Below are 25,038 nucleotides of genomic sequence, written 5' to 3' on the forward strand. Positions count from 1 at the left end.
AGAAGGGAAGCCTTACTATGTGGAAATCACTTCGGGAGCACTGACGGATTCGGCGATGAACCCGTATGCGGGAATGCATACGCCGCAGGACTGGACATTCCGTACACAAGATGAACGCTCACATCGTTCTAAGGATAAAGAAACATCTGATCAGGATACCTCGTCTGCTGCTTCCCAAACAGAGAGCAAGGCTGGTGCCGTATTAACAGACGCTAAGACAACATCCGATAAGAGCAGCGCAATTCAACTTATTAGGTTGAATGATGGTGACGCTAGTCAAGCTCTGAATGTTACAATCGGTGAGCAGAAAGAGCTGATCGTCGATGCCTCGGGATACAATAAAGCAGCAAAAGTGAGTATACCTACTGCCTTTTTAAAAGAATATGAAAAAGGAAATACAAAGGTACCGATTAGCATTCGCACAGCAGTAGCACAGTTTACTCTTTCTAGTGAACTGGTCGACAAATTGGTCTCATTATATCCTGAAGACAATCTGATCGTCGAAATTTCAGTGTTGACAGGTGAAAACAGAACACAAGTACGGCAAGCTATTGCTGACACGGGGTTAGCGGGTGTTGTGGTAAACCCGGTTGATTTTAAGCTTATGGCTGGAAATCAAGAGATCACTGAATTTTTCGGGCACTACGTGGAACGGAAATTGATTCTGGATCATGAAGTTGATCCTGAGCATGTAGCAGCCGTATGGTTCGATCCTAAGACAGGTGCGTTGTCGTCTGTTCCCGTGTTGATCCGGAATGTGAATGGACAAACGGAGGCAATCATCAAGTCAAATCATAACAGCATTTATGCTGTAGTCTCGACAGACAAAAAGTTTAAGGATCTGGAGAATCATTGGGCGCAAAAAGATGTGGAGATGTTGGCAAACAAGCTGATTGTCAAAGGTGTCCAGCCTGATATTTTTGAACCGAATCGGGCTGTAACAAGAGCTGAATTTGTGGCACTGCTTGTGCGTGGGCTCGGTATGCAGGAGAAGCCGTTAACAGAGCATTTTACAGATGTGAAAGAAAATACTTGGTATGCTGGTAGTGTTGGTGCTGCGATGGAAGCTGGTCTAATCCGTGGTTACGGTAATCAGTCATTTGGGCCAGATAAGCTGATTACACGCGAGGAGATCGCGGTCATTACCGAAAAGGCTGCACATTACGTTCAGACTCTGAATGCCGGTTCTGCTAGTGAGAAATATAAAGAGATTTACAGTGATGCTTCGACTGTTTCTCCTTGGGCCCAAGAGGCTATGGCACAGGCCACAGAGCAAGGCTTAATCAAAGGCGTAACTCCAGGATTACTTGCTCCCAAACAGCAGGCGAACCGGGTGGAAGCGACCTCGATATTAAAACGATTTTTGCAACTTATTAAATTTACAAATTAAAAAACAATGAATTAGACGAATAAATACTTTTTTTGGCGGTCCAGGTGGATCGCCATTTTTTATGCTTTATATAGATGCTATTATTAGAGCTATCCCTGTTTAATGATAGATTTTGTCTAGCGTAAAAGGAGTTGAGATGGTAATGGTGGAGGTGACTGGAATTATCGTGGCAGGTGGACGTTCTAGCAGGATGAGACAGGACAAAGCGCTGCTCCAGCTTGGAGGAGTTACGGTACTGGAGAGAATAGCTGCTGTGCTGGGGAAAGTTGCGGGACGGGTTATTGTAGTGACTCGAAATACACAGCAGTATAGAGGACTTGAGCTGGAAACGACGGCAGACCTATATCCCGGCTTGGGTCCTTTGAGCGGCATTCATGCAGGGCTTTCTGCTTCCACAACGGAATGGGGAATCGTCGTAGCCTGTGATATGCCCTTTGTGCAGCCTGAGATATTGCATGCTTTGCTTGCTCACGTAACGAACGGGGCAGCGGCGCAAGAAACAACCAGTGAACATAGGAAGCAACAAGTGCAAGAAGCGCAAGAACCATGGGCTGAAAATTTCTTGTTGCCCCAACCCACGAAGTCAGCATTACAGGCAGTGATCGCCTCTGTAGATGGACGTATACATCCGTTGCTAGGCTTCTATCATCGAAGTGTGCTCCCGTCTGCCGAACAATGTCTGCTTAGTGGTCGCCTTCGTCTGCTTGACTGGCTGAATTCCCTGAACGTTCGTTATGAGACAGCGGGCGAATGGCCGGGTGCGAGCTTAGACATGTGGAAGCAAGCTGTGTTCAACATGAACTATCCGCATGACTATCAGCTTATCTTGAAGCAATTGGAGCGTGCACAAGAGGTACAGGCGTGTAGAAAACCAGAAAATCGAGGAAATTCTGAACGATAATCACATCAAGGACAGGAAGGGAGTAGCGGAAAATGAGAGAGAAGATATGTAATGATTGGGGGGAGTACATAACATGCTGGGAGCTATTATCCATGCCGTTTTATTGGCACTGGGGTTGATTTTGCCTTTGGGAGTGCAAAATGTATTTGTGTTTAATCAGGGGGCGTCCCAGTCGAGGTTTCGCAATGCACTGCCTGTCGTCATTACGGCGGGTGTTTGTGACACAATCCTGATCACGCTTGCGGTTGGGGGGGGATCCCTTGTTTTGCAACGGTTTCTATGGCTCACAAATGTGCTCTATGCGACAGGCTGTTTGTTTTTGCTGTACATGGCCTGGACCCTTTGGAGATCAGAGGCAGCTTCTTCGGGAGAAAGCCAGCCTATGCTTCCAAAACAGCAGGTCGTTTTTGCCGCTTCAGTATCCTTACTCAATCCACATGCCATTCTCGACACCGTTGGCGTTATTGGAACCAGCTCGCTCCAATATGACGGTGGAGAACGCTGGGCTTTCGGCCTGGCCGCCGTGTCAGTATCGTGGATATGGTTTATCAGTCTGGCAATGGCTGGACGTCTCGTAGGACGTATGGATTCAGAAGGAAGGTTCGGCACGATGCTCAATAAAATATCGGCACTGATTATTTTAGGTCTGGCTATTTATATGGCTATCAATTTTATCACCAGTATGTGATTCAAACCTTGTTAGAAGAAAAGCTTCAATATTACGAATACCCCGCTCAAAGCGAAGGGAATACCGATCATAAACAGCATAAAGGCAAGGCAGCCTGCCCCATTTACACCGCCAGCAATTTGGGCGTCCCGAGGGTTTGCCGGATTGTATAATACATTCATTTTGCTGCCAACCCGATTGAAGCTTAGATTGGTGTTATAATATTCCAAAATTTCACAGATTCACCTGAAACCGTATAGAAACGTATTTTTAATCGGCGGGTGTAGCTGGTATCTACCGGGTCATCACGGTCAAAGGGAACGACATCAACATAGACCTCAATATGCGTATAAAATGAAACCAACAATAACACGTTAATCCATATATCGGAATATCGGACTACGTTGATTATTTTTTGTTCGCTGAGGACATATCAAAATCAACATCTTCGATAAATTCAATAACCTCACCATTTACAGAGTTTTGTTGTAAGTCCGTGAGAGAACGGCGGCATTGGGGACAAAGTATATTCGATGCATTAAACAAGTTAAATGGAATAAAAAAGTGACGCTGATTACAACAGCGTCACCGTAATGCCTTGCTCCAGATGCTTCACGTCCTGGAGCTCAATCTTGCCGGCCATGGCGTGCAAAGCTGCCGCCGTACCGCAGGCCGCTCCCTGCCTTAGCATGGCAGGGAGTTCCAGTCCCGCTGCCGCGCCGGTGACCAGCCCGGCGACCATGGCGTCACCGCTGCCGAGCGCGCTGACGATGTCCGCGTGCGGCAGGCTCACGCGGTAGCGTGCATCGCGAGTCACCGCCAGCGCCCCGCGTGCGCCGAGCGAAATGACGACCAGCTGCGCTCCGGCCTCAAGCAGCTGCGCTGCCGCCGCTTCAGCGGCATCCGGGCGTGCGGCGTCGATGCCAGCGAAGTGGGCGGCCTCGACCTCGTTAGGCTTCACGAGGTCGGGCTTTCCGTGCAGCCCCAAGCGCAGTGCTTCGCCGCTCGCATCCAGCGCCACCCGTGCGCCGCGCGCCTTCGCCAGCGTGCACAGCTCGGCGTACAGATCTGATGGGCAGCCGGGGGGCAGACTGCCCGAGAATACGACCCAAGCCGAGTCGGCGGCAAGGGCCGTGATTTTGCGCCGCAGCGCGGCCAGCTCCAGCGGTCCGATGGTCGGGCCGCTCTCGATGAGCTCGGTCTGCGCGTTCGTGGACGGGTCGAGCACGGTAATGGCGAGACGGGTTTCCCCGTGAGCGGCTTCGATGAAATCGGCGCTCACGCCTTCCGCGCTCAATCCGTCGATGAGCAGCCGTCCGGTGTGTCCGGCGACAAATCCGGTCGCCTGCACAGGCTCCCCCAGTGTGCGAATGACGCGGGCGGCATTCACGCCCTTGCCGCCCGGAACCGTCAGACCGCCTTCGATGCGGTGGACGGCATTCAAGCCGAAGCCTGCAACCGTATAGATTTTGTCTACAGCTGCGTTAAGCGTTACGGTCGTAATCACAAAACATCACTCCTTTAGGAAATCAGCTTTAATCCCAGAGCTGCGGCAAGAATCATGGCGATGAACAGGACACGCAGTACGCTTTTTTGCTCACCGTACAAAAACATGCCTACAATCGTGCTGCCTACCGTTCCGATACCTGTCCATACCGCATAAGAAGTTCCCATAGGCAGACTCTTCATTGCGTAGCTGAGTAACGAAAAGCTGAGAACAAAGGATACGACCATAAGCATTAAAGACTTCCATCCCTTGCCAACTGTAATTCCCTTCATACCGATGACTCCGAATACTTCCGAACATCCTGCCATAACCAATGCAAGCCAAGCCATTATGCGTCACTTCCTTCCTGAGCACCACGGTCAGTCACTAGTTTCAGGCCAATTACGCCTGCCAGCAAAAGTGCGATTAGCAGCGTTTTGGACCATTGAAACGGTTCCCCGAATATCAGCATTTCACTTACAACGGTGCCACCTGTACCCAGTCCGGTGAATACGGCATACACCGTGCCGACAGGCAAACGGTTAGCAGCCTTTATAATCAAATAAAAGCTGGTTGCGATAGCCAGCACGGTTATAATCCAGGCGAGTACAGAATCAGCGTGCTTCAAGCCTGATACCCATACGACCTCAATAAGGGCGCCGACAAAAACATAAGTCCAACTGCGATTCATGATGAATGCTCTCCTTTTAATATGATTAATTGCCAAAATGATAGCCATTATCTTTCTTCTTCTTCACGCTTCATGAGATTGGATTAATGTAATCCCACGCCAAAAAACAGGCCACGCAATGTTCAGCCTTCGTTGGTAGCTGATGCTTCCACTGTGCAACAGTTCCACCATAATTCCGTCCAATAGTGTCATGAAGGATTGAGCGACATCCACAGGCTCCATGTGACCAAAGGGTTCTTTATGCCGAGCGTTTCGCAGCAGGCGGATTAATTGTTGATCCATACTTTCCAGAAAGGGATTGGCGATATCTACAATCTTGTTACACAAAGACACGGGCGGGAAGAAGAGGACACGCAACATGAACTTGGCCGTTTTGCTACTCTCATATTCCTGTCCCATCCAGATCAGGAAGCTGTGCAGTGTTTGCTCCAGCGGTGTATCTTCGCGATCTGAAAAGTATCTAAAAATACGTAAAGTTTGCTTTTGAAAAGCATACTTCACCACCTGTAAAAATAAATCGTCCTTGCCTTTAAAATGCGCATATATAGACGATTTTCGAATACCAACCTCAGTGGCAATACTGCCCATGGAAGCTCCTTCGTATCCATGGGTGGCGAATTGACTTAGAGCGGATTTATAAATTTCTTCCATTCCCATTTCTCTCACCTACCTAACGTTCGTTAGTTTATTCTTGCACGGAAAAAAATAAGTAGCAACCTCACGGGTCCAGTTTTGTACGCTGCTTTCCTCCAGACTCATTTTTTATCATCATTTTTAATAAAAAAGTGGGAAGAAATAAGGGGCTCATGTACAATATAATGAAGAATACCTGTCAAATGCAGTCCATTGGAAGTGAGGTTGGTTATGAGGCGAAGTTTGCTGGCCGTGTTGATCGCGGTTCTGGTGTTTATTATTTATTATTTTGGATTGTTTAATTACATCGGCACAAATGAAGGGACCGTCATCAGTATCTTTTCTACCTTGACGGTTATCTCCATCAGTCTGATTATTTTTTCGGAGAATCGTAATCCTTCCACCACGATGTCCTGGATTTTACTTCTGGCTTTGCTGCCAGTTGTTGGACTTCCTCTTTATTTTTTGTTTGGGCAAAATGTTTTCAAACGGCGCAAGTATGACAAAAAGGCATTGCGTGACCAACAGGCTTATGAGCGGATTGAAAAGGATGCCATGCATGTCAAACGCGATCTGACCTGCTTTACAGATGAGCAGCAGCAGTTGATGCGTTTGGCTCGCAGACTGGCCCGTTCCCCGATTTATTTTGCAACGGAAACTCAAATTCTGAACAATGGAGATGAAACCTTCTCCACTTTGCTGGAAGAGCTGCGCAAGGCGCAGCATCATATCCATATGGAATATTACATTTTCCGGTCGGATGATATCGGCACCAGCATTCAGAAAATTTTGATCGAAAAAGCTAAAGCAGGCGTCAAGGTTCGGTTTATGTACGATGCGGTGGGCAGCATTCAGTTGTCAAAGGCATTTTTGAAGGAGATGAGAGATGCGGGAGTAGAGGTCGTTGCATACGGCGGCGCACGGATTTTGTTCTTCTCCAGCCGGGTAAATTACCGCAATCACCGTAAAATCGTGGTCATTGACGGCAATATCGGATTGATTGGCGGTCTGAATGTAGGGGATGAGTATCTTAGTCGCAATAAAGCCTATGGCTTTTGGCGTGACACGCACATGATTGTGAAGGGTGAGGCCGTACGGACGCTGCAACTTATATTTTTGCAGGACTGGCTTCATATGACGAGCGAATCGGTGCTGGATAAGGAATATCTGTCTCCCAATATTGAACCGATTACAGACGGGGGGGTGCAGATTATTGCCAGCGGTCCGGATAATGAGCGGAGAGTGCTCAAAAATCTGTTCTTCTCCATGATCACGTCCGCCCGTAGGTCGGTCTGGCTCGCCACTCCCTATTTTATCCCAGACGAGGATATTTTGACTGCCCTACGGATGGCCGCTTTATCTGGCCTGGATGTGCGCATTCTGTTTCCTGCGAAACCGGACAAGTGGCTGCCGTTTCTCGCGTCCCATTCGTACTTTCAATCGCTGCTGGAAGTTGGGGTAAAGGTATATGAGTATGAAAAAGGTTTTCTTCACTCCAAGCTGCTCATTATTGACGGCGAGGTTGCGACCATCGGAACAGCCAATATGGATATGCGCAGCTTCCATTTGAACTTTGAAGTAAATGCCCTGTTGATTCAAACGCACAGTGTACAGCAGATGGTGAAAGATTACGAACGGGACTTGCAGTCTGCCAGTTTAATCGTGCGCGAGGAATTTATGAAAAAGCGTCTGTTCAAACGCTTGATGGAATCACTTGCGCGGTTGCTTTCACCACTCTTGTAGGATGAGTAGATCAAGCCGTTACAGGATGATCCTGTTTTTAAAATGTGGTAAAGCCCAATATATCCTGTAGACGGTATAAGATATCTTTCCAAAACGTTGAATGATCCTCGTAAGCTGCCAGATCCAGACTGTATTCCTCCCCTTGGTTATTCCATAGCTTATCAAAATAGGCCGCAACCTGTCGGGTCAGCTTGCTGTCCACCGGAGCGGCCACCCACAATTCATTTTCCAAATTCAGATCATCCAAATTGCGCGGGGTCAAATTTGTAGAGCCCAGCTAAAATTATATGATCCCCTTGTGCTTTGGCAATATAAATCATTTTGGTATGGTATTGCTCGTGGGTCGTATTATACCAGCGGATTTGAATGCTTCCCTCCGATTTTTGAGACAGCTCCTGAGCAACCGGACGATTGGGAATGCCTATTTTTTCTTGGCCAAACGCATTTTGTTTGGGGTCCAACAGCAATTGAATGCTCACACCGCGTGCGGAAGCGTCAAGCAGGCTGTTCAACACCTTGCGGTCAGCCAAATAGAACATCCCCATATGAATGCTATCTTCATTCCTCGTCTGCCTAATCTCGTCCAAAACCGAGTTATATACTTTGCCTTCGGTTAGATATTTGATCCGGTAGCTGTCTTGACCCGATGGAGTGGAGACTTTCGTCTGTGGCTTATAGGCAGGAAGTTGACCGCCGCCCGAGAAGTCCAGTACTGCCTGCTCCGCTTGTAAAATGTCACCGATGATGGGACCCTTCACCTCCAGCGCCACGTTGGAGTGATATGCACTGGCATCGTGAACGTTGCCTGTAGAGATAAGCGCTGTCTGTTCACTGGCAACCAATTTTCGGTGATTGGCCTTGACGTTTAACAGCTTGAGATAGGAGCGTGCTGTAACGTCAGGTCCGTCACTGGCCATCAGGTTGGGAATCCAGCCTGTGCCTTGCTGTCCGAACCACTGGAAAAAGGTGCGCCACACCGCAGAATACATGGGCGTGGAATCCCGGAGCGGGTCTACATCGGTCAACACAACTTGAATTCCTGCTCGTTTCATATTCTCCAACAAAGGATTGGGGGCTGAATTGTAGTTGGTATTGACTTCATCCGTAATGAAAAAGATAGGCATATCGGGATGAGCCTTCTTTTTGGCAATCAAAAGATCGGCCATTTGTGCGCTGACTTCGGGGAATCGCTGGCCTTTATGTTTGTAATCGTTGAACAAAAACAGGTCAATGACAATAAATTGCCGGGCTTCATCAATAATTTTGTGCATACGGTTCAAAATCTGCCCTTCATGCTGTGCAGCGTTTCCATCCTTGCTACGGTAGGTCAAATCTGTCCAGAAGTTCACCTCGTTGGTTGAATATTCCTGAGATTCATAAGACACGAGAGGGGGCAACGGCTTGTGGGTCTGATAGATCATTACGGCAATCAGCCACAGGATAAGTAGCAGAATGCTGATTTTTATAATACGGCTTTTTGGCCGGATTTTGTTTTCTGTTTATCCATGCGGCGGTCAACTCCTCCATTAAATCCTGCATTCCATTCCATCGTGTCAGAACATGCAAATTATGATTATGATTGAACACTGTCTAGTTATTAACGCAAGTCCACAGAATTGAAGCGGATGCGGGAACGAATTGAAATGAAAAGATTAAGGACATATGTCCTTTATAGGAAGCCTAGCCTATAATTTAATATATAAAAACGTCATTTACACGGGGAGAATAACTATTGATGAGAGGAATTTTGTTTGCTTTCCTAGGAGGCGCTTGCATTACGCTGCAAGGGGTGGCGAATACACGAGTTAGTCATGATATTGGTACATGGCAGGCGGCCACGGTTACTCAATTAACAGGCTTTATTTTGGCAGCCTTGGTCTGGATGGTTACACGGGACGGCCGTGTAGCCGAAATGAAGCAGGTAAAGCCGATGTATCTCTGGGGCGGTGCGTTTGCAGCTATTATTATTTTCAGTGAAGTTACGGCTATTCAACATATCGGGGTAACGTTCACGATTTCGGCTTTGTTGATTTCCCAGTTGTGTTTAACCTTCCTGGCAGATATCAGGGGATGGTTTGGTCTAATGAAGCAAAAAATGAAGCTGCCACAATTTATAGGCATTGGGATGATGATTGCGGGTGTGATTATTTTGAAGCTCTAACTAGAACTTCATTCGTTGAATAAGTCCAGAACGTAGAAATTGAAGGAGAGCTTAGCAATGAGAGAAATTCAGGACCAAGAGCAACTGCATCATTTTTTGCAACTCCATCAATTGGAATCCATACTCTATGAGCCACTGCGTCCTCATTTATCGTTGCATCGTCTAGAACAAGGGGAAAAGCTCTGTGTGCAGGGGGATACTATTGAATATCTGTACATATTGGTGCAGGGCAAGGTCAAGATTTATACCAGCTCTACAGAAGGCAAGACACTGATTCTCTGCTTCAAAAAACCAATCGAGGTCATTGGTGATGTTGAATATATTCGCGGTAGTCAAGTCATTAACACGGTAGAGGCGGTGTCTCCCATCTATGTGATTGGTATCCACCATCAATGGATGCATAAATACGGAAGAGGCTATGCTCCTTTACTGCAATTTTTACTGGATGTTGTCACGCGAAAGTTTTGCCTGGACTCCGACTTTTCCAACTTCAATCTCATGTATCCCGTGGAAGTCAGACTGGCGAGCTACCTGCTATCCGTTTCTTTTGAAGAATCGGATTCTGTTTTTCATGAAGAATTACGGGTATCCAGTCTGGTAGATGTAGCGAATCTGATTGGTACCAGCTATAGGCATCTTAATCGCGTCATTCGCAAGATGATTGAGGATGGATGGGTTGAGCGGACAAAAGGCTACATTGTCATTCGGGACAGACAAGGTTTAAGCGAACTGGCAGGCCATAATATTTACGAATCATTATAAATCAAAGGATCATCAGGGGAGTTGGTATTATGTTATTAGGGATTGTATTGGCGGTAATTGCGGGGGCTCTGGTCAGTCTGCAAACGATATTCAATAATAAAGTGAATGAGCGGACGGGTTCATGGGCTACAACCACCTTGGTGCTGGGAACAGGTTTCCTAGCCTCCTTGCTTGGAAGCCTTATTTTTGAAGGAAAAAATACATTTACTTTGCAGCATATGCAGTTGTGGTACTGGTTCAGTGGAATGATTGGTGTCGGCGTTGTGTTCTGTCTGGTACAAGGTATGAAGCGGCTTGCCCCAACCTATGCGATCTCAGTTGTATTGACGGCACAATTAGGTACCGCTTTGTTGTGGGATTCGTTAGGCTGGCTGGGGCTGGAAAAGATTCCATTCACCTTTAACAAGCTGATCGGAGTGCTGGTTATTATCGGTGGTATTTTGGTATTCAAGTTTGGCCAAGGGCGTACAAAGGAACAACAAGAAAACATTGCGTCTGTACCTGACTCGCTGGAGGGATGAATTGAAGCAGACGCGAATGGATAGGATAAGAAAAAAAGCCGCCCCTTCAATGGGAGCGGTTTTTGTGATGTATATATTTTTCCATCCATGATACAATGAAGATATCTTAAATTGGCGCCTTTAAAGGCTTTGATACAGGAGACCATAAACAGATCGGTTACCGTGTTCGGGAACGGTCTTATTTGTGCTTCTCGAACTCGATACTAATAAACAGAGCGACTTGGATGAGGTGGACATAGATGAGCAATGCAGAACATAAAAAAGGATCACCTGACGGTTCCGGCAGGATCGGCTCCTTGTTGCCTGCTGCGCGGACAGGTGAACGGAAGATTGAACACGTCCGACTTTGTCTGCAAGAAGATGTGGCGGGGCAAGGCATCACTAGTGGGCTGGAGCGGTATGCCTTTAAGCACTGCGCACTACCTGAGCTGCATTTTGACGAGGTGCGTCTGAATACTGCCTTTCTGGGGCGCACTGTGCGCACTCCGCTGCTCATAAGCTCCATGACAGGCGGCAGCGCCGAGACGGGAGCGATCAATGAGCGATTAGCAGAGATAGCTGAGAAGCGGGGCTGGGCACTGGGAGTCGGCTCGGTACGGGCTGCGGTGGAAAGGGAAGAGCTGGCTTCAACCTTTGCGGTTCGCCGTCTGGCACCCAGCATACCGATTTTTGCCAATCTGGGGGCAGTGCAGCTGAACTACGGATTTGGTGTGGACGATTGTCGTCGTGCTGTGGAAATCGCCGGAGCTGACATGTTAGTACTGCATTTGAACGGATTGCAGGAGATTTTCCAACCTGAAGGGAATTTGGATTTTAGCGGTCTGCTTGGGCGTATTGAGGAGCTGTGTCGTCAGCTTTCAGTGCCTGTAGGAGTCAAGGAAGTAGGCTGGGGCATTGATGGCGAGACGGCATCGAGACTGTATGATGCGGGTGCAGCTTTTATTGATGTTGCTGGTGCAGGCGGTACAAGCTGGAGCCAGGTGGAAAAATTCCGTAATCCCGATCCTGTACGCCGTGCGGCGGCGGAAGCGTTTGCGGATTGGGGTAATTCCACCGCAGATTGTATCGTAGAAGTCAGAGCCGCACAGCCCAATGGTGCTCTGATCGGCAGCGGTGGATTGAGAGACGGTGTTGATGCTGCAAAGGCACTTGTTTTGGGGGCTGATATAGCAGGCTTCGGACGCTCCTTGCTTGGCTCGGCGGTCGCTTCTAGCGAGGCGTTGGAAGCGCGATTGGAGCAGGTGGAGCTGGAATTGCGTACAGTCATGTTTGGCATCGGAGTAGATGGGATTGATGGTCTTAAAGACACGACTCGACTAAGAAAGAAGGCGAACGAATGAGTGGATTCATCACATTGGTTCCGATGAACGCAGAGCAGTATGAACGCTTTGAGCAGCGCTCGCTCGCGGATTACGCGGAGGAGAAAATCCAAGCAGGCACGTGGTCGATAGAAGAAGCACCGGAGCGGGCAAAGGAAAGCTTCGCCAAATACTTACCGCAAAGACTGGATACACCCCATGCTCACCTGTACATGATTGAGTATTCAGGAAGTGCTGCTCAGAGCCCAGAGGAAGCGGGATATATTTGGTTCAATATTACAGATGGAACGCAAGGCAGAGAAGCTTTTTTGCTGGATATTCTCATTTACGATCCATATCAGGGACAGGGTCTGGGTACGTTGACGATGGAGGCATTGGAACAGGAAGCTCGCAAGCTGGGCGCGGTTCGCATCGGTCTGCACGTATTCGGGCATAATGAGCGAGCTTTGCATGTATACCGCAAGTCGGGCTATCGGGTTACGGATATCCAGATGAGCAAAGAAATCTAAGCAGGAATACAGCAAAATCCTAAATCCACAGCCGTATGCTTGCCGCATGTATAGGTTCTCCTATATAATGTGGGTTGGTAAACTAACAGATGGTAAAACGCATATTTTATATAAACGGGAGTTGTTCTGATTATGGCTTTAAAAGCGGGGATCGTGGGTCTGCCGAACGTGGGCAAATCAACACTGTTTAACGCAATAACGCAGGCGGGGGCGGAATCCGCAAACTATCCATTTTGTACAATTGACCCTAACGTAGGGGTCGTTGAAGTACCGGACGAGCGGCTGGATAAGCTGACTGAGCTGGTAGTACCGAACAAAACGGTGCCAACGGCTTTTGAATTTGTTGATATTGCGGGGCTTGTACGCGGCGCCAGCAAGGGTGAGGGTCTGGGTAACAAGTTTTTGGCTCATATTCGCGAAGTGGATGCAATTGTACATGTGGTGCGTTGCTTTGAAGATGAGAATATTACCCATGTGGACGGCAAAATTGACCCAATCAGCGATATTCAGACTATTAATCTGGAACTGATTCTGGCTGATATCGAAAGCGTAGACAAGCGCATTGAGCGTTCCCGCAAAAACATGAAGGGCGGCAACAAGCAATACGCCCAAGAGGTTGAAGTGCTGGAACGGATCAAGGAATCGCTGTATGCTGACAAACCTGCGCGTAGCGTAGAATTGTCAGAAGACGAAAAGCTGATTGTACGCGATCTTCATTTGCTCACGATGAAGCCTGTACTGTATGCGGCTAATGTCAGTGAAGATGGTGTAACAGAAGCCGACAGCAATCCATATGTGCAAAAGGTACGTGAATTTGCTGTTGCAGAAAATGCAGAAGTGGTACCGATCAGTGCTAAAGTAGAGTCTGAAATTGCCGAGCTGGAAGGCGAAGATAAGGCGATGTTCCTTGAGGAGCTGGGACTGACTGAATCCGGTCTGAACCGTCTGATCAAAGCAGCTTACCGCTTGTTGGGACTGTATACGTATTTCACAGCAGGTGTGCAGGAAGTACGTGCATGGACTATCCATAAAGGAACAAAAGCACCAGGCGCTGCGGGCGTAATCCACTCGGATTTTGAACGCGGATTTATTCGCGCCGAGGTTGTATCCTACGATGATTTGGTCGCTGCCGGCTCTATGAACGGGGCTAAGGAACGTGGTCAGCTTCGTTTGGAAGGCAAGGAATATGTGGTGCAAGACGGAGACGTTATGCATTTCCGTTTTAATGTTTAGCATGCATTTAAGTGTATAGCACCCGGTGTTGATATATAAACTTATTGGGTTAATGTATATGTGTTTCCTGCATGTGCTAATTACGTAGTCGCTGCCTGTTCAGGGCGGCGGCTTTTTATTTGGTTCACATTTCTTTTCTTATTAGAGTTTGTCATTCAATTCATTCAGAATTTTGTGGACTCGACTCAATAGATTTGCGGAATTTTTGCAAAATCCTAAATTAGCAAGTATTTTTTGTAGCTAATTAATCGATTAGTTGTTATAATAAAGAGCTGTAGCCAGTGAATTTGAAGCTGGTTTCATATTAATTTAACTGAAGAGGTGAATCGCTTGTTGGACCGATTGCAATCATTGGCGGACCGCTACGATAAACTGAGCGAACTGCTCTGCGATCCGGATGTGGCGAACGATAGCAAAAAACTTAGAGATTATTCCAAAGAACAGTCTGATTTACAGCCTGCTTATGAAGCATATACTGAATATAAAACTGTCGTTGAAGAGCTGGACGCTGCTAAAACTATGCAGGGCGAAAAGCTGGACGACGAGATGCGTGAAATGGTCAAAATGGAGATTGAAGAGCTGAGTGCCCGTAAGCGGGAGCTGGACGAAAAAATTCGTATTTTGCTGCTGCCGAAGGACCCGAACGATGATAAGAACGTTATTATCGAAATTCGTGGTGCAGCGGGCGGTGACGAAGCCGCACTGTTTGCAGCGGACTTATACCGTATGTACACCCGTTACGCAGATACTCAAGGCTGGCGTGTAGAGCTGATGGATGCGAACATGAATGACCTTGGGGGCTTTAAAGAGGTTATTTTCATGATTAACGGACGCGGTGCTTACAGCAAAATGAAATTCGAAAGCGGCGCACACCGCGTACAGCGGATTCCGACGACGGAATCTGGCGGACGTATTCATACGTCTACTTCCACGGTATCCGTGATGCCTGAGGCAGAAGAAGTGGATATCGAAATCTTAGACAAGGATATCCGCGTGGATACATTCTGTTCCAGCGGTGCGGGCGGTCAGTCTGTCAATACGACGAAATCCGCAGTGCGTGTGACGCATATGCCAACAGGCATTATGGCAACCTGTCAGGACGGCAAGTCCCAGAACTCCAACAAGGAGAAGGCGCTGCAAGTTTTGCGCGCTCGCATTTCGGATATGATGCGTCAGGAAGAGGAAGCCAAATATGCAGGCGAGCGTAAGAGCAAAGTAGGTACTGGGGATCGCAGTGAGCGCATCCGTACCTACAACTTCCCGCAAAGTCGTGTAACAGATCACCGTATTGGCTTGACCGTGCACAAGCTGGATCAGGTGATGAACGGGGAGATTGAAGAAATCGTATCGGCACTCACGATTGCGGAGCAGGCTGATTTGATGGAACAAGGGGTTTAAGCTGTGGGACACGAACGTGATCGTGTATATCGAATGTCGCCGGAGCAGAACATGAGTATCAGAGAAGCCTTAGTTGAGGCTTCTTCTTTTTTAGGAAGCTGTGGCGTGCTGGAGCCGCAGCATAATGCCCGCCTGTTGCTGGAGCACGTGCTTGGGCTGGAAGGCACGGCCTTCTACGCTGCGCTGGCTGATCCATTCCCTGTCTCTGGCAAGGAGATGTGGGAAGCGCTCATAAGCCGTAAAGCAGCGGGCGAACCGGCGCAGTATATTATCGGACGGCAGGAATTTTATGGCCGCCCGTTTGCGGTTTCACCGTCGGTGCTAATCCCGCGCCCCGAGACCGAATTGCTCGTCGAGGCCATACTCCAGCACGGCGATCATTTGTGGCCGAACGGCGCTCCGCAGGCGCTCGATATCGGCACGGGCAGCGGTGCGATCGCCGTGACACTGGCGGCTGAGCGACCGCGCTGGCGCGTAGTAGCGGGGGATATTTCCGCTGCTGCGCTGGAAATGGCCGCCCGTAACGCAGTGGCCAACGGGGCAGCCGTGGAATTCCGCGAGGGCGATTTGCTAACGCCGTTTGCGGGTTCGGCAGTAGACATCCTCGTGTCCAACCCGCCGTATATTCCGGCTGCTGATATCGCTGGCTTGCAGCCGGAGGTGCGCGATCATGAGCCGCGTATGGCGCTGGATGGCGGCCCTGACGGGCTTGGCCCGTATCGGGCGATGCTGGAGCAGCTAGGGCTCCTTCAGGCTCCGCCCCGGCTGATCGGCTTCGAGCTGGGCATGGGACAGGCCAGAGACGTGGCCGCTTTGCTAGAGCAGGCAGGTCATTGGAAGACAATCTTGATTGTTCCGGACCTTGCAGGCATTGAACGACATGTCCTAGGCGTCTCGGAGTAGTGCTCCATTTTCTTTTTGCGAGTCTTTCCTTTAGAATAAGAGGTGTATGACCGAGAAACGGCTCAGGGGGAAATCATGCTTCAGAAATTAAAAAAAATTGACGGTCCGGTTATCTTTATTCTGGTTTTGCTCATGGCGATTAGTATCATAACGGTATATAGCGCAGGCAGGGGTCCTACGAACTTGGCGGAGCACGGCAATGACTACCAGAAGATGATCGGATATTATATATTGGGTTTTGTGGCGATCTTGGGTATAGCGGTAGTCGATTTTCGAATATTTATTAAAAAAGCACTGTATGTATATGGAGGCGGAATATTCCTGTTAGGTCTCGGCTTTTTTGGCGGGACGGTTAACAACTCTCAGGGCTTCTTGAAAATCGGTGGTTTGAACCTTCAGCCTGCTGAGGTGTTCAAGCTGGTTCTTATCATTTTTTTGACGTATATGTTGATCAAAAAGCGCAAAAGCAAGCTGTATTTTGTTCAGGATGTACTTCCAGTCGCTCTGGTGAGCTTTGTCCCTTTTGCAATGGTCATGGCACAAAATGACCTGGGTAATGCACTTGGATACATCGTTATTGTCATCGGTATGCTATGGATTGGGAATGTGAAGGCATCCCATGCACTGATCGGATTTACCATATTTGCAGTCGCTGTTGGTGGCGGGCTAAAAGCCTATATCTCGTTTCACGATGAGATTGATTCCTTTATGAAGGGGATTGGCCGCAGTCACTGGGTAGAGCGTCTGGACCCTTGGCTGGTACCGGAAAAAGCGACTGCGAAGGCATCTTATCATACTAAGAACGCCAAGCTGGCGATTGCCTCTGGCGGGATGATGGGCAAGGGCTTTTTGCAGGGAACCTCGGTTCAATCCGGGCGTGTTCCTTATACGTATGCGGATTCTATTTTTGTGGTCGTAGCGGAGGAATTTGGCTTTGTGGGCTCCTCGGTGCTGCTCTTGTTATATTTTATTTTGATTCACCGAATGATTCTGATTGCGCTGGAATGCCGTGATCGTGCCGGACCTTATCTTATCGTGGGTATTGTGTCCATGCTGTTATATCAGATTTTTGAGAATATCGGCGCATTCCTGGGCATCATGCCGCTCACGGGGATTACGCTTCCGTTCATCAGCTACGGGGGTACGTCGTTGCTCATTAATATGGCCAGTATTGGCTTGGTTATGAGTATTAAAGTGCATGGTCAGGAGCTGGAGGATGATCTGCCACAGCCTTCCAGAGTGAGCTTGGCGAAGGCGCAAAAGGTCTAGAGCTGTGCTTTTGAACGGATGTTACTTGATTTTTATGGTTGGAGAAAATATGAGATGTAAAGAGTCCAGATTATTAAATCTGGGCTTTTTTTGTATTGAATGGTATGAAATTAATAATAAATAGACTTTTCTAAGAAACATTATTTTCCTGTCACATCTAGGAAATTTCCATTTGTTATATAATTGATTTAGAATAAGAGAGTAGTCGATTACCTAATTTGGAGGATTCTTATGCTTCGTAAATTGAAAAAGATGGATACGGGTATCATTTTCATCCTTGGGATGTTGATGGTCATTAGTGTATTTGCAACATACAGTGCTGGTATCTATTTCGAAAAAATAGGACAGGGCCATGGTAATGACTACATCAAAATGATTATCTTTTATGTGCTTGGTTTTCTTGTGATTTTGGGTCTAAGTATTTTCGATTATCGCTTGTTTCTAAGGCATTCCCTATATATTTATGGATTTGGGATTTTGCTACTTTTGTTAACAATCTTTGCAGGTGAAAAGAAGAATAATGCATCTGGTTGGCTGGATATAGGGGGATTAAGTATCCAGCCTGCGGAATTATTTAAATTAATCCTGGTTCTCTTTATGGCCTATGTATTAGTGCGTAGGAATAAGCAAAGAGCACAAATGCTCTTCTGGCGTGATGTAGTGCCGATTAGTATGATCACTTTTCTACCTTTTGTGCTTGTTTTGGCTCAGAATGACTTAGGTAATGCACTAAGTTATATTATTATCATGTTTGGAATGTTTTGGATTGGAAATATAAAGATGGCTCATGCGTTGATTGGTTTACTGCTCATAGCAGGAACGGCCAGCTCAGGAATATTTTGGTACACACATTATCATGATCAGGCTAAACATTTTTTATCTGATACTATTGGAAAACCTCACTTGGTTAACCGCTTTGATCCTTGGCTGGTTCCAGAGAAGGCCACTAGAGATGCTAAATATCAGACTGGTAATGGTAGGCTGGCTATAGCCTCGGGTGGCATGCTGGGTAAAGGATTTACGAAAGGTAGCTCAGTTCAATCGGGGCGTGTGCCGTATACGTATGCAGACTCGATCTTTGTTGTAGTGGCGGAGGAGTTTGGCTTTACTGGTTCGTCGCTATTGCTGGTGTTGTACTTTATTCTAATTTACCGGATGATTGTTATTGCGCTAGAGTGTCGGGAACGGTCAGGACCATATATAATTGTCGGAATTGTCTCCATGCTGCTATATCAGATTTTTGAAAATATTGGTGCTTTCCTCAATATCATGCCGCTGACAGGGATTACGCTGCCATTCATTAGTTACGGCGGGACTTCTCTGATTATCAACATGGCGAGTATGGGCGTCATTATGAGCATTAAGATTCATGGTCAGGAGCTGGAGGATGATCTGCCACAGCCTTCCAGAGTGAGCTTGGCAAAGGCAAAAAAAGCTTAGTGTACGTGGATTGTAAGAAGGTACGAATTGATATTTGTATATAGTAAAACGGTGCAACGAAGGGCTCAGATTGCGAAATCTGGGCTTTTTCATATTCGCAGATCATAAACAAATCTTTGCTCTAAACATTTTACGAGATTCATAGGTTTAGACTCTCCCAAACCGGACAGACTGATAGACATGATAGAGTTTGGGTTTGGGGGGACAAAGATGAAAAGCTGGGTAAAGCAAGCTGCCATGATCCTATTTTGTATTTCGATCTTAATGATGTCTTGGGAAGGCCAAAAAACGGATGCTGCCATGACCACTGGAGCGAGAGGTCCTATAACGTCAGGAATGACAGCAACAGGGGCGATAGTGATTCCGCATGATTCCATCCGGCTGCGTATCTTAGCCAATTCAGATCGTCCAGAGGATCAGCTGGTTAAACGTGACATACGGGATGCCATCGTACAGCAGATGAATGCGTGGGTGGGAAAGCTGGAAAACCCGCAAAGCTTAAATCAAGCGAGAGAGTTGATTGCCGCTCACTTACCTGAAATTGATCGTTTGGTAGGTGCTGAGCTGGCTCGGCGCGGTATTGCATATAACCATCAGGTGGAACTGGCAAGCGTTCCTTTTCCGACGAAAATGTATGGTGGCCTTGTCTATCCTGCAGGGAATTATGAGGCCCTTCGAGTCACACTAGGACAAGGCAAAGGGCAAAATTGGTGGTGTGTGCTGTTTCCGCCATTGTGTTTTATTGATGCAGGCAGTGGGGAAGCAGCGGCACAAACGGTATCGGCAAAAGCGAATCGTGGAGACGGTCAGACGAACGCGAATGGCAAGGAACCGGAAGTGCGTTTCTTTCTGTGGGATGCTCTTACGGGGTTGTGGGGCTGGGTAAGCGGCTTATTTGCCTAATCCTTGTGAATTGCAAAAGATAGATGTACAGTTTGCTTTTCCCTATTCGTGGTTGGTATACGTGCAGGCTGCGGAGAAGAGAAGAACGGTTGCGAGTTTCCCATATGCTATAATGGGATGTACAGTATATATACATGGCAGAGCCGATTCAGTTGAGTTTTCAAAGTAGGCTTTTTTGGGAACAAGCAACATGAATCGGACTGTATGACAATAAGATATGGGATGATCTGATATGACCGATAAATCGAATCCAATACAAGATTTGCACGGAGAGTTTGCACAAAAGGAGAAGCCCAAGCAGGCGCCGGAGGTTTCGCATACCAAATGGTGGGATGTAAGATGTTTGGTTTCTGAAGAGGATATCTCCGGCGAAAACGGAGGTGGACAGGCTCGGATTGCGGCGGAAAAAGGCATCCGTGAGGCCGCCGTGCTGCTCCAAGCGGGAGACACGGTGGCTTTCCCTACAGAGACCGTCTACGGCCTGGGTGCCGATGCGCGCAGTACAACAGCGGTGGAGGCGGTGTTTGTCGCCAAAGGACGACCTTCCGATAATCCGCTCATTGTACATATTTCCGACCCTGTCCAATTGAAAGGCATGGTAGTCCAGATAAACGCTACGGCCCGGGCGCTGATGGAAGCGTTCTGGCCGGGACCGCTGACGCTAGTGTTGCCGGTGGTGCCGCAGGCGCTGTCACCTCGTGTGACAGCAGGGCTGGACACGGTCGGCGTGCGTATGCCGGATCATCCGATAGCGCTGCGCTTAATCGCGGAAGCCGGTTGTCCGCTGGCTGCGCCAAGCGCGAACCGCTCGGGAAGGCCCAGTCCGACCCTTGCACAGCATGTGCAGGAGGACCTGGAGGGCCGCATCGGCGGCATTCTGGACGGTGGCCCCACAGGTGTAGGGCTGGAGTCTACGGTGGTACAGGCTGGTGACGACGGAACCGTCACCATCCTGCGCCCCGGCGGCGTGACGTCCGAGCAGCTTGCTGCGGTCGCTCGCGCGGTCGCGCTGGACCCGGCGCTGGTCGCCGCTTCGCCCGGCGAGGACGCCGACAGCCCGGCACCACGTTCGCCGGGCATGAAGTACACGCACTACGCGCCACGCGGCCGCTTGAGTGTAGTGCAGGGCCCGTCGCCCGATAAGGTGGCGGGCTGGATTCGCGCTGCGCTGGCGGAGGCTCGCGCGCGCGGCGAGCGCACGGCGGTGCTCGCGTTCGACGAGCATGCTGCCAGCTATGCCGGAGAGCGCGTCTACACGCTAGGCAAGCGGGACGCGCTCCATGAGGCAGCGCAGCGCCTGTACGGCGTGCTGCGCCGCTGCGATGAGGACGGTGTCACCTATATTTTGTCGGAAGCCTGTCCGCCCAATGGGCTGGGAGATGCCGTTATGAACCGCCTGTTGAAAGCCGCAGGCCATCGAATCGTTCGTCTATAGCAATATACAGCTACAACCACTGTATGCTTGTACTGTTTTCCCCCTTGTCCGCATAACGTTAACAAGAACGGACGGATAATGGAGGGATGGAGTATGCTGTCAGCCTCTGCCCATGTCGGGCAGGTTGTAACGATTCTGATCATGGCAGTAGCGCTGGGGATGGATGCGTTATCGCTGGGCGTAGGGATCGGCATGAAGGGGATACGCCTGCGGGATGTGCTGCGCATCAGCACGGTGATTGGCTTTTTTCACATTCTGATGCCATTGCTGGGGATGTTCACAGGCCATTATATGAGTTCTTTACTGGGCCATGTGACGACCTATTTTGCAGGTGGGTTACTCATCCTTTTAGGCGGGCATATGGTATATAGTTCCTTCAAGGGGGACGGTGTACAAGTATTGGATCATCGTTCACCTTTGGGTCTCTTGTTGTTTGCACTTGGGGTGAGCATTGACTCGTTTTCTGTAGGGGTGTCGCTGGGGATGTTCCAGAGTGATCTGGTGCTGAGTGTTCTGGCGTTTGGCTTTTTCGGAGGTGCGATGGCAATGCTTGGATTGCTGGTGGGCCGCAAGGTCAGCCGCAATCTAGGAGATTACGGAGAAGCCGTGGGCGGTGCTATATTGCTGGCGTTTGGCTTTATGTTTATGTTTTGATTTTAGAGTGGACAGTGTAAAATAAATACAGGATTATAGTAAAGGCTTAGGATTATAGAAAATGATCCTCTGTTTATATATTTTTAACATACGGGGGGTGAAAACGTTGAAGCATATCTTATTCGTATGCACAGGAAACACCTGTCGCAGTCCAATGGCTGAAGGGATGCTGCGTAAGCTGGCCGCTGAACACGGGGTGGAACTGGAGGTGCGCTCTGCGGGAGTGGCCGCGATGGAAGGCACACCGATATCTCGGCACGCAGAGGCGGTTCTACGGGACCACGATATCTCGGATCAGTTGACCTCGACCCCAATGAGCGGCGGACTTGCCGAGTGGGCACATCTGATTTTAACCTTGACGCAAGGGCATAAGCAGCACGTCATTCAGCGGTTTCCCCATACGGCGGGCAAAGTATTTACGCTCAAGGAATACGTGGAGGATCGGGATGAAGTGCTGAATGATGTACAGGAGTTGGACGGCTTGTACGCTTCACAGGAGCTGATGGCTTCACTCGGACAAGAGCTGTCGGCGCAGGAGCGTGAGCGGATGATTGAGCTGCACCAACGGATTCCGGGCTTTGATATTTCCGATCCATTCGGGGGCTCGCGGGAGGATTACGATGTCACGGCTGCGGAAATCCGCACAGCACTGCATAAGCTGCTGGACAAGTTAAAGGCCTCTTCCGAATAAAGTCGGTGTCACTCATCTGATTTGTACGGAATCTGTTGATTTTCGACGATTAATCCGTTAAGATAAGGTGGAAAAATGAGAATCCGGTGTAACTGGCGACAAAAGTGGGATTAACCACGATGGAGCACCGGATATACGGCCGGTCGCCTGGGCAAAAGAGCAATTCCACATAGGTGTGGACTGCTCTTTTTTCGTATATGAGCTACTCCAGATCTTTTGCTGTCTTCTAGTTCTTCCAATTTTTCTGCTCGAAATCCAAATCATCGGCTATAATATAGTCAGATTGTGATATCAGGAGAAAGTGTGTTGAACTTAAGGCATGAGACCATGCCTAGTCTCTGAGGGACTGTTCAACCAAGGGAGGTTCCAATGGTGGGACAATTGGATCGTGAGATTTCACTTGAAGCACAGACCGCTTCTGCCGTGCGGGAACTCGCTGAAGCAGCCGGTCTGAAGGCTAGTCGCCTGCTGGTGGTTGGTGTAAGCACGAGTGAAGTGGCTGGAAGCCGGATCGGCACGGCGGGAGCGCTCGATGTGGCGCAGCAGCTGCTGGCTGGAGTAGATTCCGCACGCCGGGAATATGGCTTTGACGTGGCGTTTCAATGCTGCGAGCATTTGAACCGTGCGTTGGTCGTTGAACGGGCTGTGCTGGAGCGGCTGGGATTAATAGAAGTTGCCGCTGTTCCTGTACGCACGGCAGGCGGCTCTATGGCTGCGGTGGCCTACCGGTCGATGGACGACGCGTGTTTGGCGATGAATGTGCAGGCGCATGCCGGGATAGACATTGGCGAAACGCTGATTGGCATGCATCTGCGTCCCATAGCCGTTCCGTTTCGTCCAAGCCTTCGCTGGATTGGCGAAGCACGTGTGACTGCGGCGTTCACGCGTCCTCCACTGATAGGAGGACAACGGGCGGTGTACACCCTTGAACAAGAAGACGGCGGAAACTGTGATTAGCATTTGGCGTGGACTGTTTGTTTTATACTTTGTATACCCAACAATTGACTATGGAGAGGGAGTAATCAATCATGATGGAACATCTGCGTAAGAGTGACCCGGCAGTGCTGGAAGCAATGGGACTTGAACTGAAACGACAACGCCACAATATCGAGCTGATCGCATCGGAGAACATCGTCAGCGAAGCGGTTATGGAAGCGATGGGCTCTGTACTGACGAATAAATATGCTGAAGGTTATCCGAGCAAACGTTACTACGGTGGCTGTGAGCACGTAGATATCGTCGAAGACATTGCGCGTGATCGCGCCAAAGAATTGTTCGGTGCCGAGCATGCCAACGTGCAGCCTCACTCTGGAGCACAAGCCAACATGGCGGTCTATTTGGCAGCACTCAAACCTGGAGATACCGTACTGGGTATGAATTTGGCGCATGGCGGCCATCTGACACACGGAAGCCCCGTTAACGCTTCCGGCTTGTTGTATAACTTTGTTGCTTATGGTGTACGCGAAGACAACTTCCGCATTGATTATGATGAAGTACGCAAGGCAGCCTTCAAGCATCGCCCTCGTCTGATTGTAGCTGGAGCTAGCGCATATCCGCGTACCATTGATTTTGAAGCCTTTGCTTCCATCGCCAGCGATGTGGGTGCGCTGTTCATGGTAGATATGGCGCACATCGCCGGTCTGGTGGCAGCGGGTATTCATCCTAACCCGGTTCCGCATGCTCAATTTGTAACCACAACGACGCACAAAACGCTGCGTGGTCCGCGTGGAGGATTGATTCTGACTCGTAAAGCGTGGGCGCAAGCGATAGACAAGGCGATATTCCCAGGTACTCAGGGCGGTCCATTAATGCATGTGATCGCATCCAAAGCCGTTGCCTTGGGTGAAGCACTCCAACCTTCCTTCAAAACCTATGCACAAAAGGTAGTTCGCAATGCACAGGTACTGGCAGAGACGCTGCTGGCGGAGGGAATTAACATCGTATCGGGTGGTACAGATAATCACCTGATGCTGCTGGATACGCGTAACCTGAACATTACAGGTAAAGAGGCGGAGCATGTACTGGATTCCGTAGGCATCACGGTAAACAAAAACGCGATTCCTTTCGACCCGACAAGTCCGTTCGTTACCAGCGGAATTCGTATTGGTACTCCTGCTGCGACATCCCGTGGTATGGATGAAGAGGCCATGGTTAAAATCGGTAAGATCATTGCCGAAACGCTCAAGAATCCGAAGGATGATACGGTACTGTCCAAAGCAAGCCAAGCGGTTGGCGAGCTGACTGAAAAATTCCCGATCTATCCAGGTACTCAATACTAATTAAAATCAACCACCTATCCATGATAGGATAAGGCTGTTTTCCTTCCGTA

Annotated in this window: 25 protein-coding genes, 1 pseudogene and 1 riboswitch; of the genes and pseudogenes, 20 read left to right on the top strand and 6 right to left on the bottom strand. The window is 48.9% G+C overall.

Annotated features, from left to right (window positions below; translation table 11 throughout):
- From LCF57_RS04575 to LCF57_RS04585, 3 genes are all read left to right on the top strand, one after another.
- The coding region (locus tag LCF57_RS04575) for an S-layer homology domain-containing protein (RefSeq protein WP_225999642.1) at positions 1-1,390 on the top strand (1,390 nt) is incomplete at its 5' end.
- 142 nt (positions 1,391-1,532) lie between these two features.
- On the top strand, positions 1,533-2,291 hold the full coding sequence (locus tag LCF57_RS04580; protein WP_225999713.1) for a molybdenum cofactor guanylyltransferase: 759 nt from the start codon (positions 1,533-1,535) through the stop codon (positions 2,289-2,291).
- 73 nt (positions 2,292-2,364) lie between these two features.
- On the top strand, positions 2,365-2,979 hold the full coding sequence (locus tag LCF57_RS04585; protein ID WP_225999643.1) for a LysE/ArgO family amino acid transporter: 615 nt from the start codon (positions 2,365-2,367) through the stop codon (positions 2,977-2,979).
- An 11-nt stretch (positions 2,980-2,990) separates the two neighbouring features.
- On the opposite strand, the gene LCF57_RS04590 is transcribed toward LCF57_RS04585, so the two are convergent.
- The 5 genes from LCF57_RS04590 to LCF57_RS04610 form a co-directional block, all read right to left on the bottom strand.
- A complete protein-coding gene (locus LCF57_RS04590) occupies positions 2,991-3,188 on the bottom strand; it encodes a DUF3592 domain-containing protein (protein ID WP_225999644.1) in 198 nt (65 codons plus the stop codon).
- A gap of 344 nt (positions 3,189-3,532) precedes the next feature.
- A complete protein-coding gene (locus tag LCF57_RS04595; RefSeq protein WP_225999645.1) occupies positions 3,533-4,465 on the bottom strand; it encodes a 1-phosphofructokinase family hexose kinase in 933 nt (310 codons plus the stop codon).
- 14 nt (positions 4,466-4,479) lie between these two features.
- Complete coding sequence (locus LCF57_RS04600; protein ID WP_225999646.1) at positions 4,480-4,794, bottom strand: DMT family transporter; 315 nt, start codon at positions 4,792-4,794, stop codon at positions 4,480-4,482.
- On the bottom strand, positions 4,794-5,135 hold the full coding sequence (locus tag LCF57_RS04605) for a DMT family transporter (RefSeq protein ID WP_225999647.1): 342 nt from the start codon (positions 5,133-5,135) through the stop codon (positions 4,794-4,796). Before LCF57_RS04605 ends, LCF57_RS04600 begins: the two co-directional genes overlap by 1 nt.
- A 63-nt stretch (positions 5,136-5,198) precedes the next feature.
- The gene (locus tag LCF57_RS04610) at positions 5,199-5,792 is read right to left on the bottom strand and encodes a TetR/AcrR family transcriptional regulator (protein ID WP_225999714.1); all 594 of its coding nucleotides are present in this window, start codon (positions 5,790-5,792) and stop codon (positions 5,199-5,201) included.
- A 207-nt stretch (positions 5,793-5,999) separates the two neighbouring features.
- Between LCF57_RS04610 and cls the strand changes: the two genes are divergently transcribed.
- Complete coding sequence (gene cls, locus LCF57_RS04615; RefSeq protein WP_225999648.1) at positions 6,000-7,511, top strand: cardiolipin synthase; 1,512 nt, start codon at positions 6,000-6,002, stop codon at positions 7,509-7,511.
- A gap of 37 nt (positions 7,512-7,548) precedes the next feature.
- Here the strand turns inward: cls and LCF57_RS04625 are convergent.
- Positions 7,549-8,998, bottom strand: a pseudogene (locus LCF57_RS04625) (phospholipase D family protein).
- A 248-nt stretch (positions 8,999-9,246) separates the two neighbouring features.
- Here LCF57_RS04625 and LCF57_RS04630 point away from each other — a divergent pair.
- From LCF57_RS04630 to glyA, 16 genes are all read left to right on the top strand, one after another.
- The gene (locus tag LCF57_RS04630; protein ID WP_225999651.1) at positions 9,247-9,672 is read left to right on the top strand and encodes a DMT family transporter; all 426 of its coding nucleotides are present in this window, start codon (positions 9,247-9,249) and stop codon (positions 9,670-9,672) included.
- A gap of 57 nt (positions 9,673-9,729) precedes the next feature.
- Positions 9,730-10,434 (top strand): Crp/Fnr family transcriptional regulator, encoded by a 705-nt coding sequence (locus LCF57_RS04635; protein ID WP_225999652.1) that lies wholly within the window; start codon positions 9,730-9,732, stop codon positions 10,432-10,434.
- Between the two features lie 29 nt (positions 10,435-10,463).
- Entirely contained in the window at positions 10,464-10,955 is a 492-nt protein-coding gene (locus LCF57_RS04640) for a DMT family transporter (protein WP_225999653.1), read from the top strand.
- Positions 10,956-11,194: 239 nt separating this feature from the next.
- On the top strand, positions 11,195-12,295 hold the full coding sequence (gene fni / locus LCF57_RS04645) for a type 2 isopentenyl-diphosphate Delta-isomerase (protein ID WP_225999654.1): 1,101 nt from the start codon (positions 11,195-11,197) through the stop codon (positions 12,293-12,295).
- Complete coding sequence (locus tag LCF57_RS04650; protein WP_225999655.1) at positions 12,292-12,783, top strand: GNAT family N-acetyltransferase; 492 nt, start codon at positions 12,292-12,294, stop codon at positions 12,781-12,783. Before fni ends, LCF57_RS04650 begins: the two co-directional genes overlap by 4 nt.
- 132 nt (positions 12,784-12,915) lie before the next feature.
- Entirely contained in the window at positions 12,916-14,016 is a 1,101-nt protein-coding gene (ychF, locus tag LCF57_RS04655) for a redox-regulated ATPase YchF (RefSeq protein WP_225999656.1), read from the top strand.
- Between the two features lie 330 nt (positions 14,017-14,346).
- Positions 14,347-15,414: a peptide chain release factor 1 gene (gene prfA, locus LCF57_RS04660; protein WP_025718745.1), complete on the top strand. Its 1,068-nt coding sequence runs from the start codon at positions 14,347-14,349 to the stop codon at positions 15,412-15,414.
- A 3-nt stretch (positions 15,415-15,417) separates the two neighbouring features.
- Positions 15,418-16,317, top strand: coding sequence for a peptide chain release factor N(5)-glutamine methyltransferase (gene prmC, locus LCF57_RS04665; RefSeq protein WP_225999657.1), 900 nt, complete (start codon positions 15,418-15,420; stop codon positions 16,315-16,317).
- A gap of 75 nt (positions 16,318-16,392) precedes the next feature.
- Positions 16,393-17,586 carry an FtsW/RodA/SpoVE family cell cycle protein gene (locus LCF57_RS04670; protein ID WP_225999658.1) on the top strand — a complete coding sequence of 398 codons (1,194 nt, stop codon included), beginning with the start codon at positions 16,393-16,395 and terminating at the stop codon, positions 17,584-17,586.
- Positions 17,587-17,817: 231 nt separating this feature from the next.
- A complete protein-coding gene (locus tag LCF57_RS04675; RefSeq protein ID WP_225999659.1) occupies positions 17,818-19,026 on the top strand; it encodes an FtsW/RodA/SpoVE family cell cycle protein in 1,209 nt (402 codons plus the stop codon).
- Between the two features lie 210 nt (positions 19,027-19,236).
- The gene (spoIIR, locus tag LCF57_RS04680) at positions 19,237-19,929 is read left to right on the top strand and encodes a stage II sporulation protein R (protein ID WP_225999660.1); all 693 of its coding nucleotides are present in this window, start codon (positions 19,237-19,239) and stop codon (positions 19,927-19,929) included.
- A 232-nt stretch (positions 19,930-20,161) separates the two neighbouring features.
- Positions 20,162-21,364, top strand: a complete 1,203-nt coding sequence (locus tag LCF57_RS04685; RefSeq protein ID WP_225999661.1) for an L-threonylcarbamoyladenylate synthase — start codon at positions 20,162-20,164, stop codon at positions 21,362-21,364.
- A 93-nt stretch (positions 21,365-21,457) separates the two neighbouring features.
- Positions 21,458-22,018 carry a manganese efflux pump MntP family protein gene (locus LCF57_RS04690; protein WP_225999662.1) on the top strand — a complete coding sequence of 187 codons (561 nt, stop codon included), beginning with the start codon at positions 21,458-21,460 and terminating at the stop codon, positions 22,016-22,018.
- Between the two features lie 106 nt (positions 22,019-22,124).
- Positions 22,125-22,709, top strand: coding sequence for a low molecular weight protein arginine phosphatase (locus tag LCF57_RS04695; protein WP_225999663.1), 585 nt, complete (start codon positions 22,125-22,127; stop codon positions 22,707-22,709).
- Positions 22,710-22,787: 78 nt separating this feature from the next.
- Positions 22,788-22,869: riboswitch (ZMP/ZTP riboswitch) on the top strand.
- Positions 22,870-23,078: 209 nt separating this feature from the next.
- Positions 23,079-23,666, top strand: coding sequence for a TIGR01440 family protein (locus LCF57_RS04700; RefSeq protein ID WP_225999664.1), 588 nt, complete (start codon positions 23,079-23,081; stop codon positions 23,664-23,666).
- A 71-nt stretch (positions 23,667-23,737) separates the two neighbouring features.
- Positions 23,738-24,988, top strand: coding sequence for a serine hydroxymethyltransferase (gene glyA, locus LCF57_RS04705; RefSeq protein WP_318840618.1), 1,251 nt, complete (start codon positions 23,738-23,740; stop codon positions 24,986-24,988).
- Positions 24,989-25,038: the final 50 nt, after the last annotated feature.

Source organism: Paenibacillus sp. BJ-4, from assembly GCF_020404765.1.
Classification (GTDB): Bacteria; Bacillota; Bacilli; order Paenibacillales; family Paenibacillaceae; genus Paenibacillus.

Coding starts and splice junctions, on each gene's coding strand:
- LCF57_RS04690 (WP_225999662.1), top strand. CDS start 21,458: ATGCTGTCAGCCTCTGCCCATGTCGGGCAGGTTGTAACGATTCTGATC.
- LCF57_RS04635 (WP_225999652.1), top strand. CDS start 9,730: ATGAGAGAAATTCAGGACCAAGAGCAACTGCATCATTTTTTGCAACTC.
- fni (WP_225999654.1), top strand. CDS start 11,195: ATGAGCAATGCAGAACATAAAAAAGGATCACCTGACGGTTCCGGCAGG.
- LCF57_RS04610 (WP_225999714.1), bottom strand. CDS start 5,792: ATGGGAATGGAAGAAATTTATAAATCCGCTCTAAGTCAATTCGCCACC.
- LCF57_RS04605 (WP_225999647.1), bottom strand. CDS start 5,135: ATGAATCGCAGTTGGACTTATGTTTTTGTCGGCGCCCTTATTGAGGTC.
- cls (WP_225999648.1), top strand. CDS start 6,000: ATGAGGCGAAGTTTGCTGGCCGTGTTGATCGCGGTTCTGGTGTTTATT.
- LCF57_RS04685 (WP_225999661.1), top strand. CDS start 20,162: ATGACCGATAAATCGAATCCAATACAAGATTTGCACGGAGAGTTTGCA.
- LCF57_RS04650 (WP_225999655.1), top strand. CDS start 12,292: ATGAGTGGATTCATCACATTGGTTCCGATGAACGCAGAGCAGTATGAA.
- LCF57_RS04585 (WP_225999643.1), top strand. CDS start 2,365: ATGCTGGGAGCTATTATCCATGCCGTTTTATTGGCACTGGGGTTGATT.
- ychF (WP_225999656.1), top strand. CDS start 12,916: ATGGCTTTAAAAGCGGGGATCGTGGGTCTGCCGAACGTGGGCAAATCA.
- LCF57_RS04580 (WP_225999713.1), top strand. CDS start 1,533: ATGGTGGAGGTGACTGGAATTATCGTGGCAGGTGGACGTTCTAGCAGG.
- spoIIR (WP_225999660.1), top strand. CDS start 19,237: ATGAAAAGCTGGGTAAAGCAAGCTGCCATGATCCTATTTTGTATTTCG.
- LCF57_RS04630 (WP_225999651.1), top strand. CDS start 9,247: ATGAGAGGAATTTTGTTTGCTTTCCTAGGAGGCGCTTGCATTACGCTG.
- glyA (WP_318840618.1), top strand. CDS start 23,738: ATGATGGAACATCTGCGTAAGAGTGACCCGGCAGTGCTGGAAGCAATG.
- LCF57_RS04600 (WP_225999646.1), bottom strand. CDS start 4,794: ATGGCTTGGCTTGCATTGGTTATGGCAGGATGTTCGGAAGTATTCGGA.
- LCF57_RS04670 (WP_225999658.1), top strand. CDS start 16,393: ATGCTTCAGAAATTAAAAAAAATTGACGGTCCGGTTATCTTTATTCTG.
- LCF57_RS04640 (WP_225999653.1), top strand. CDS start 10,464: ATGTTATTAGGGATTGTATTGGCGGTAATTGCGGGGGCTCTGGTCAGT.
- LCF57_RS04700 (WP_225999664.1), top strand. CDS start 23,079: ATGGTGGGACAATTGGATCGTGAGATTTCACTTGAAGCACAGACCGCT.
- LCF57_RS04675 (WP_225999659.1), top strand. CDS start 17,818: ATGCTTCGTAAATTGAAAAAGATGGATACGGGTATCATTTTCATCCTT.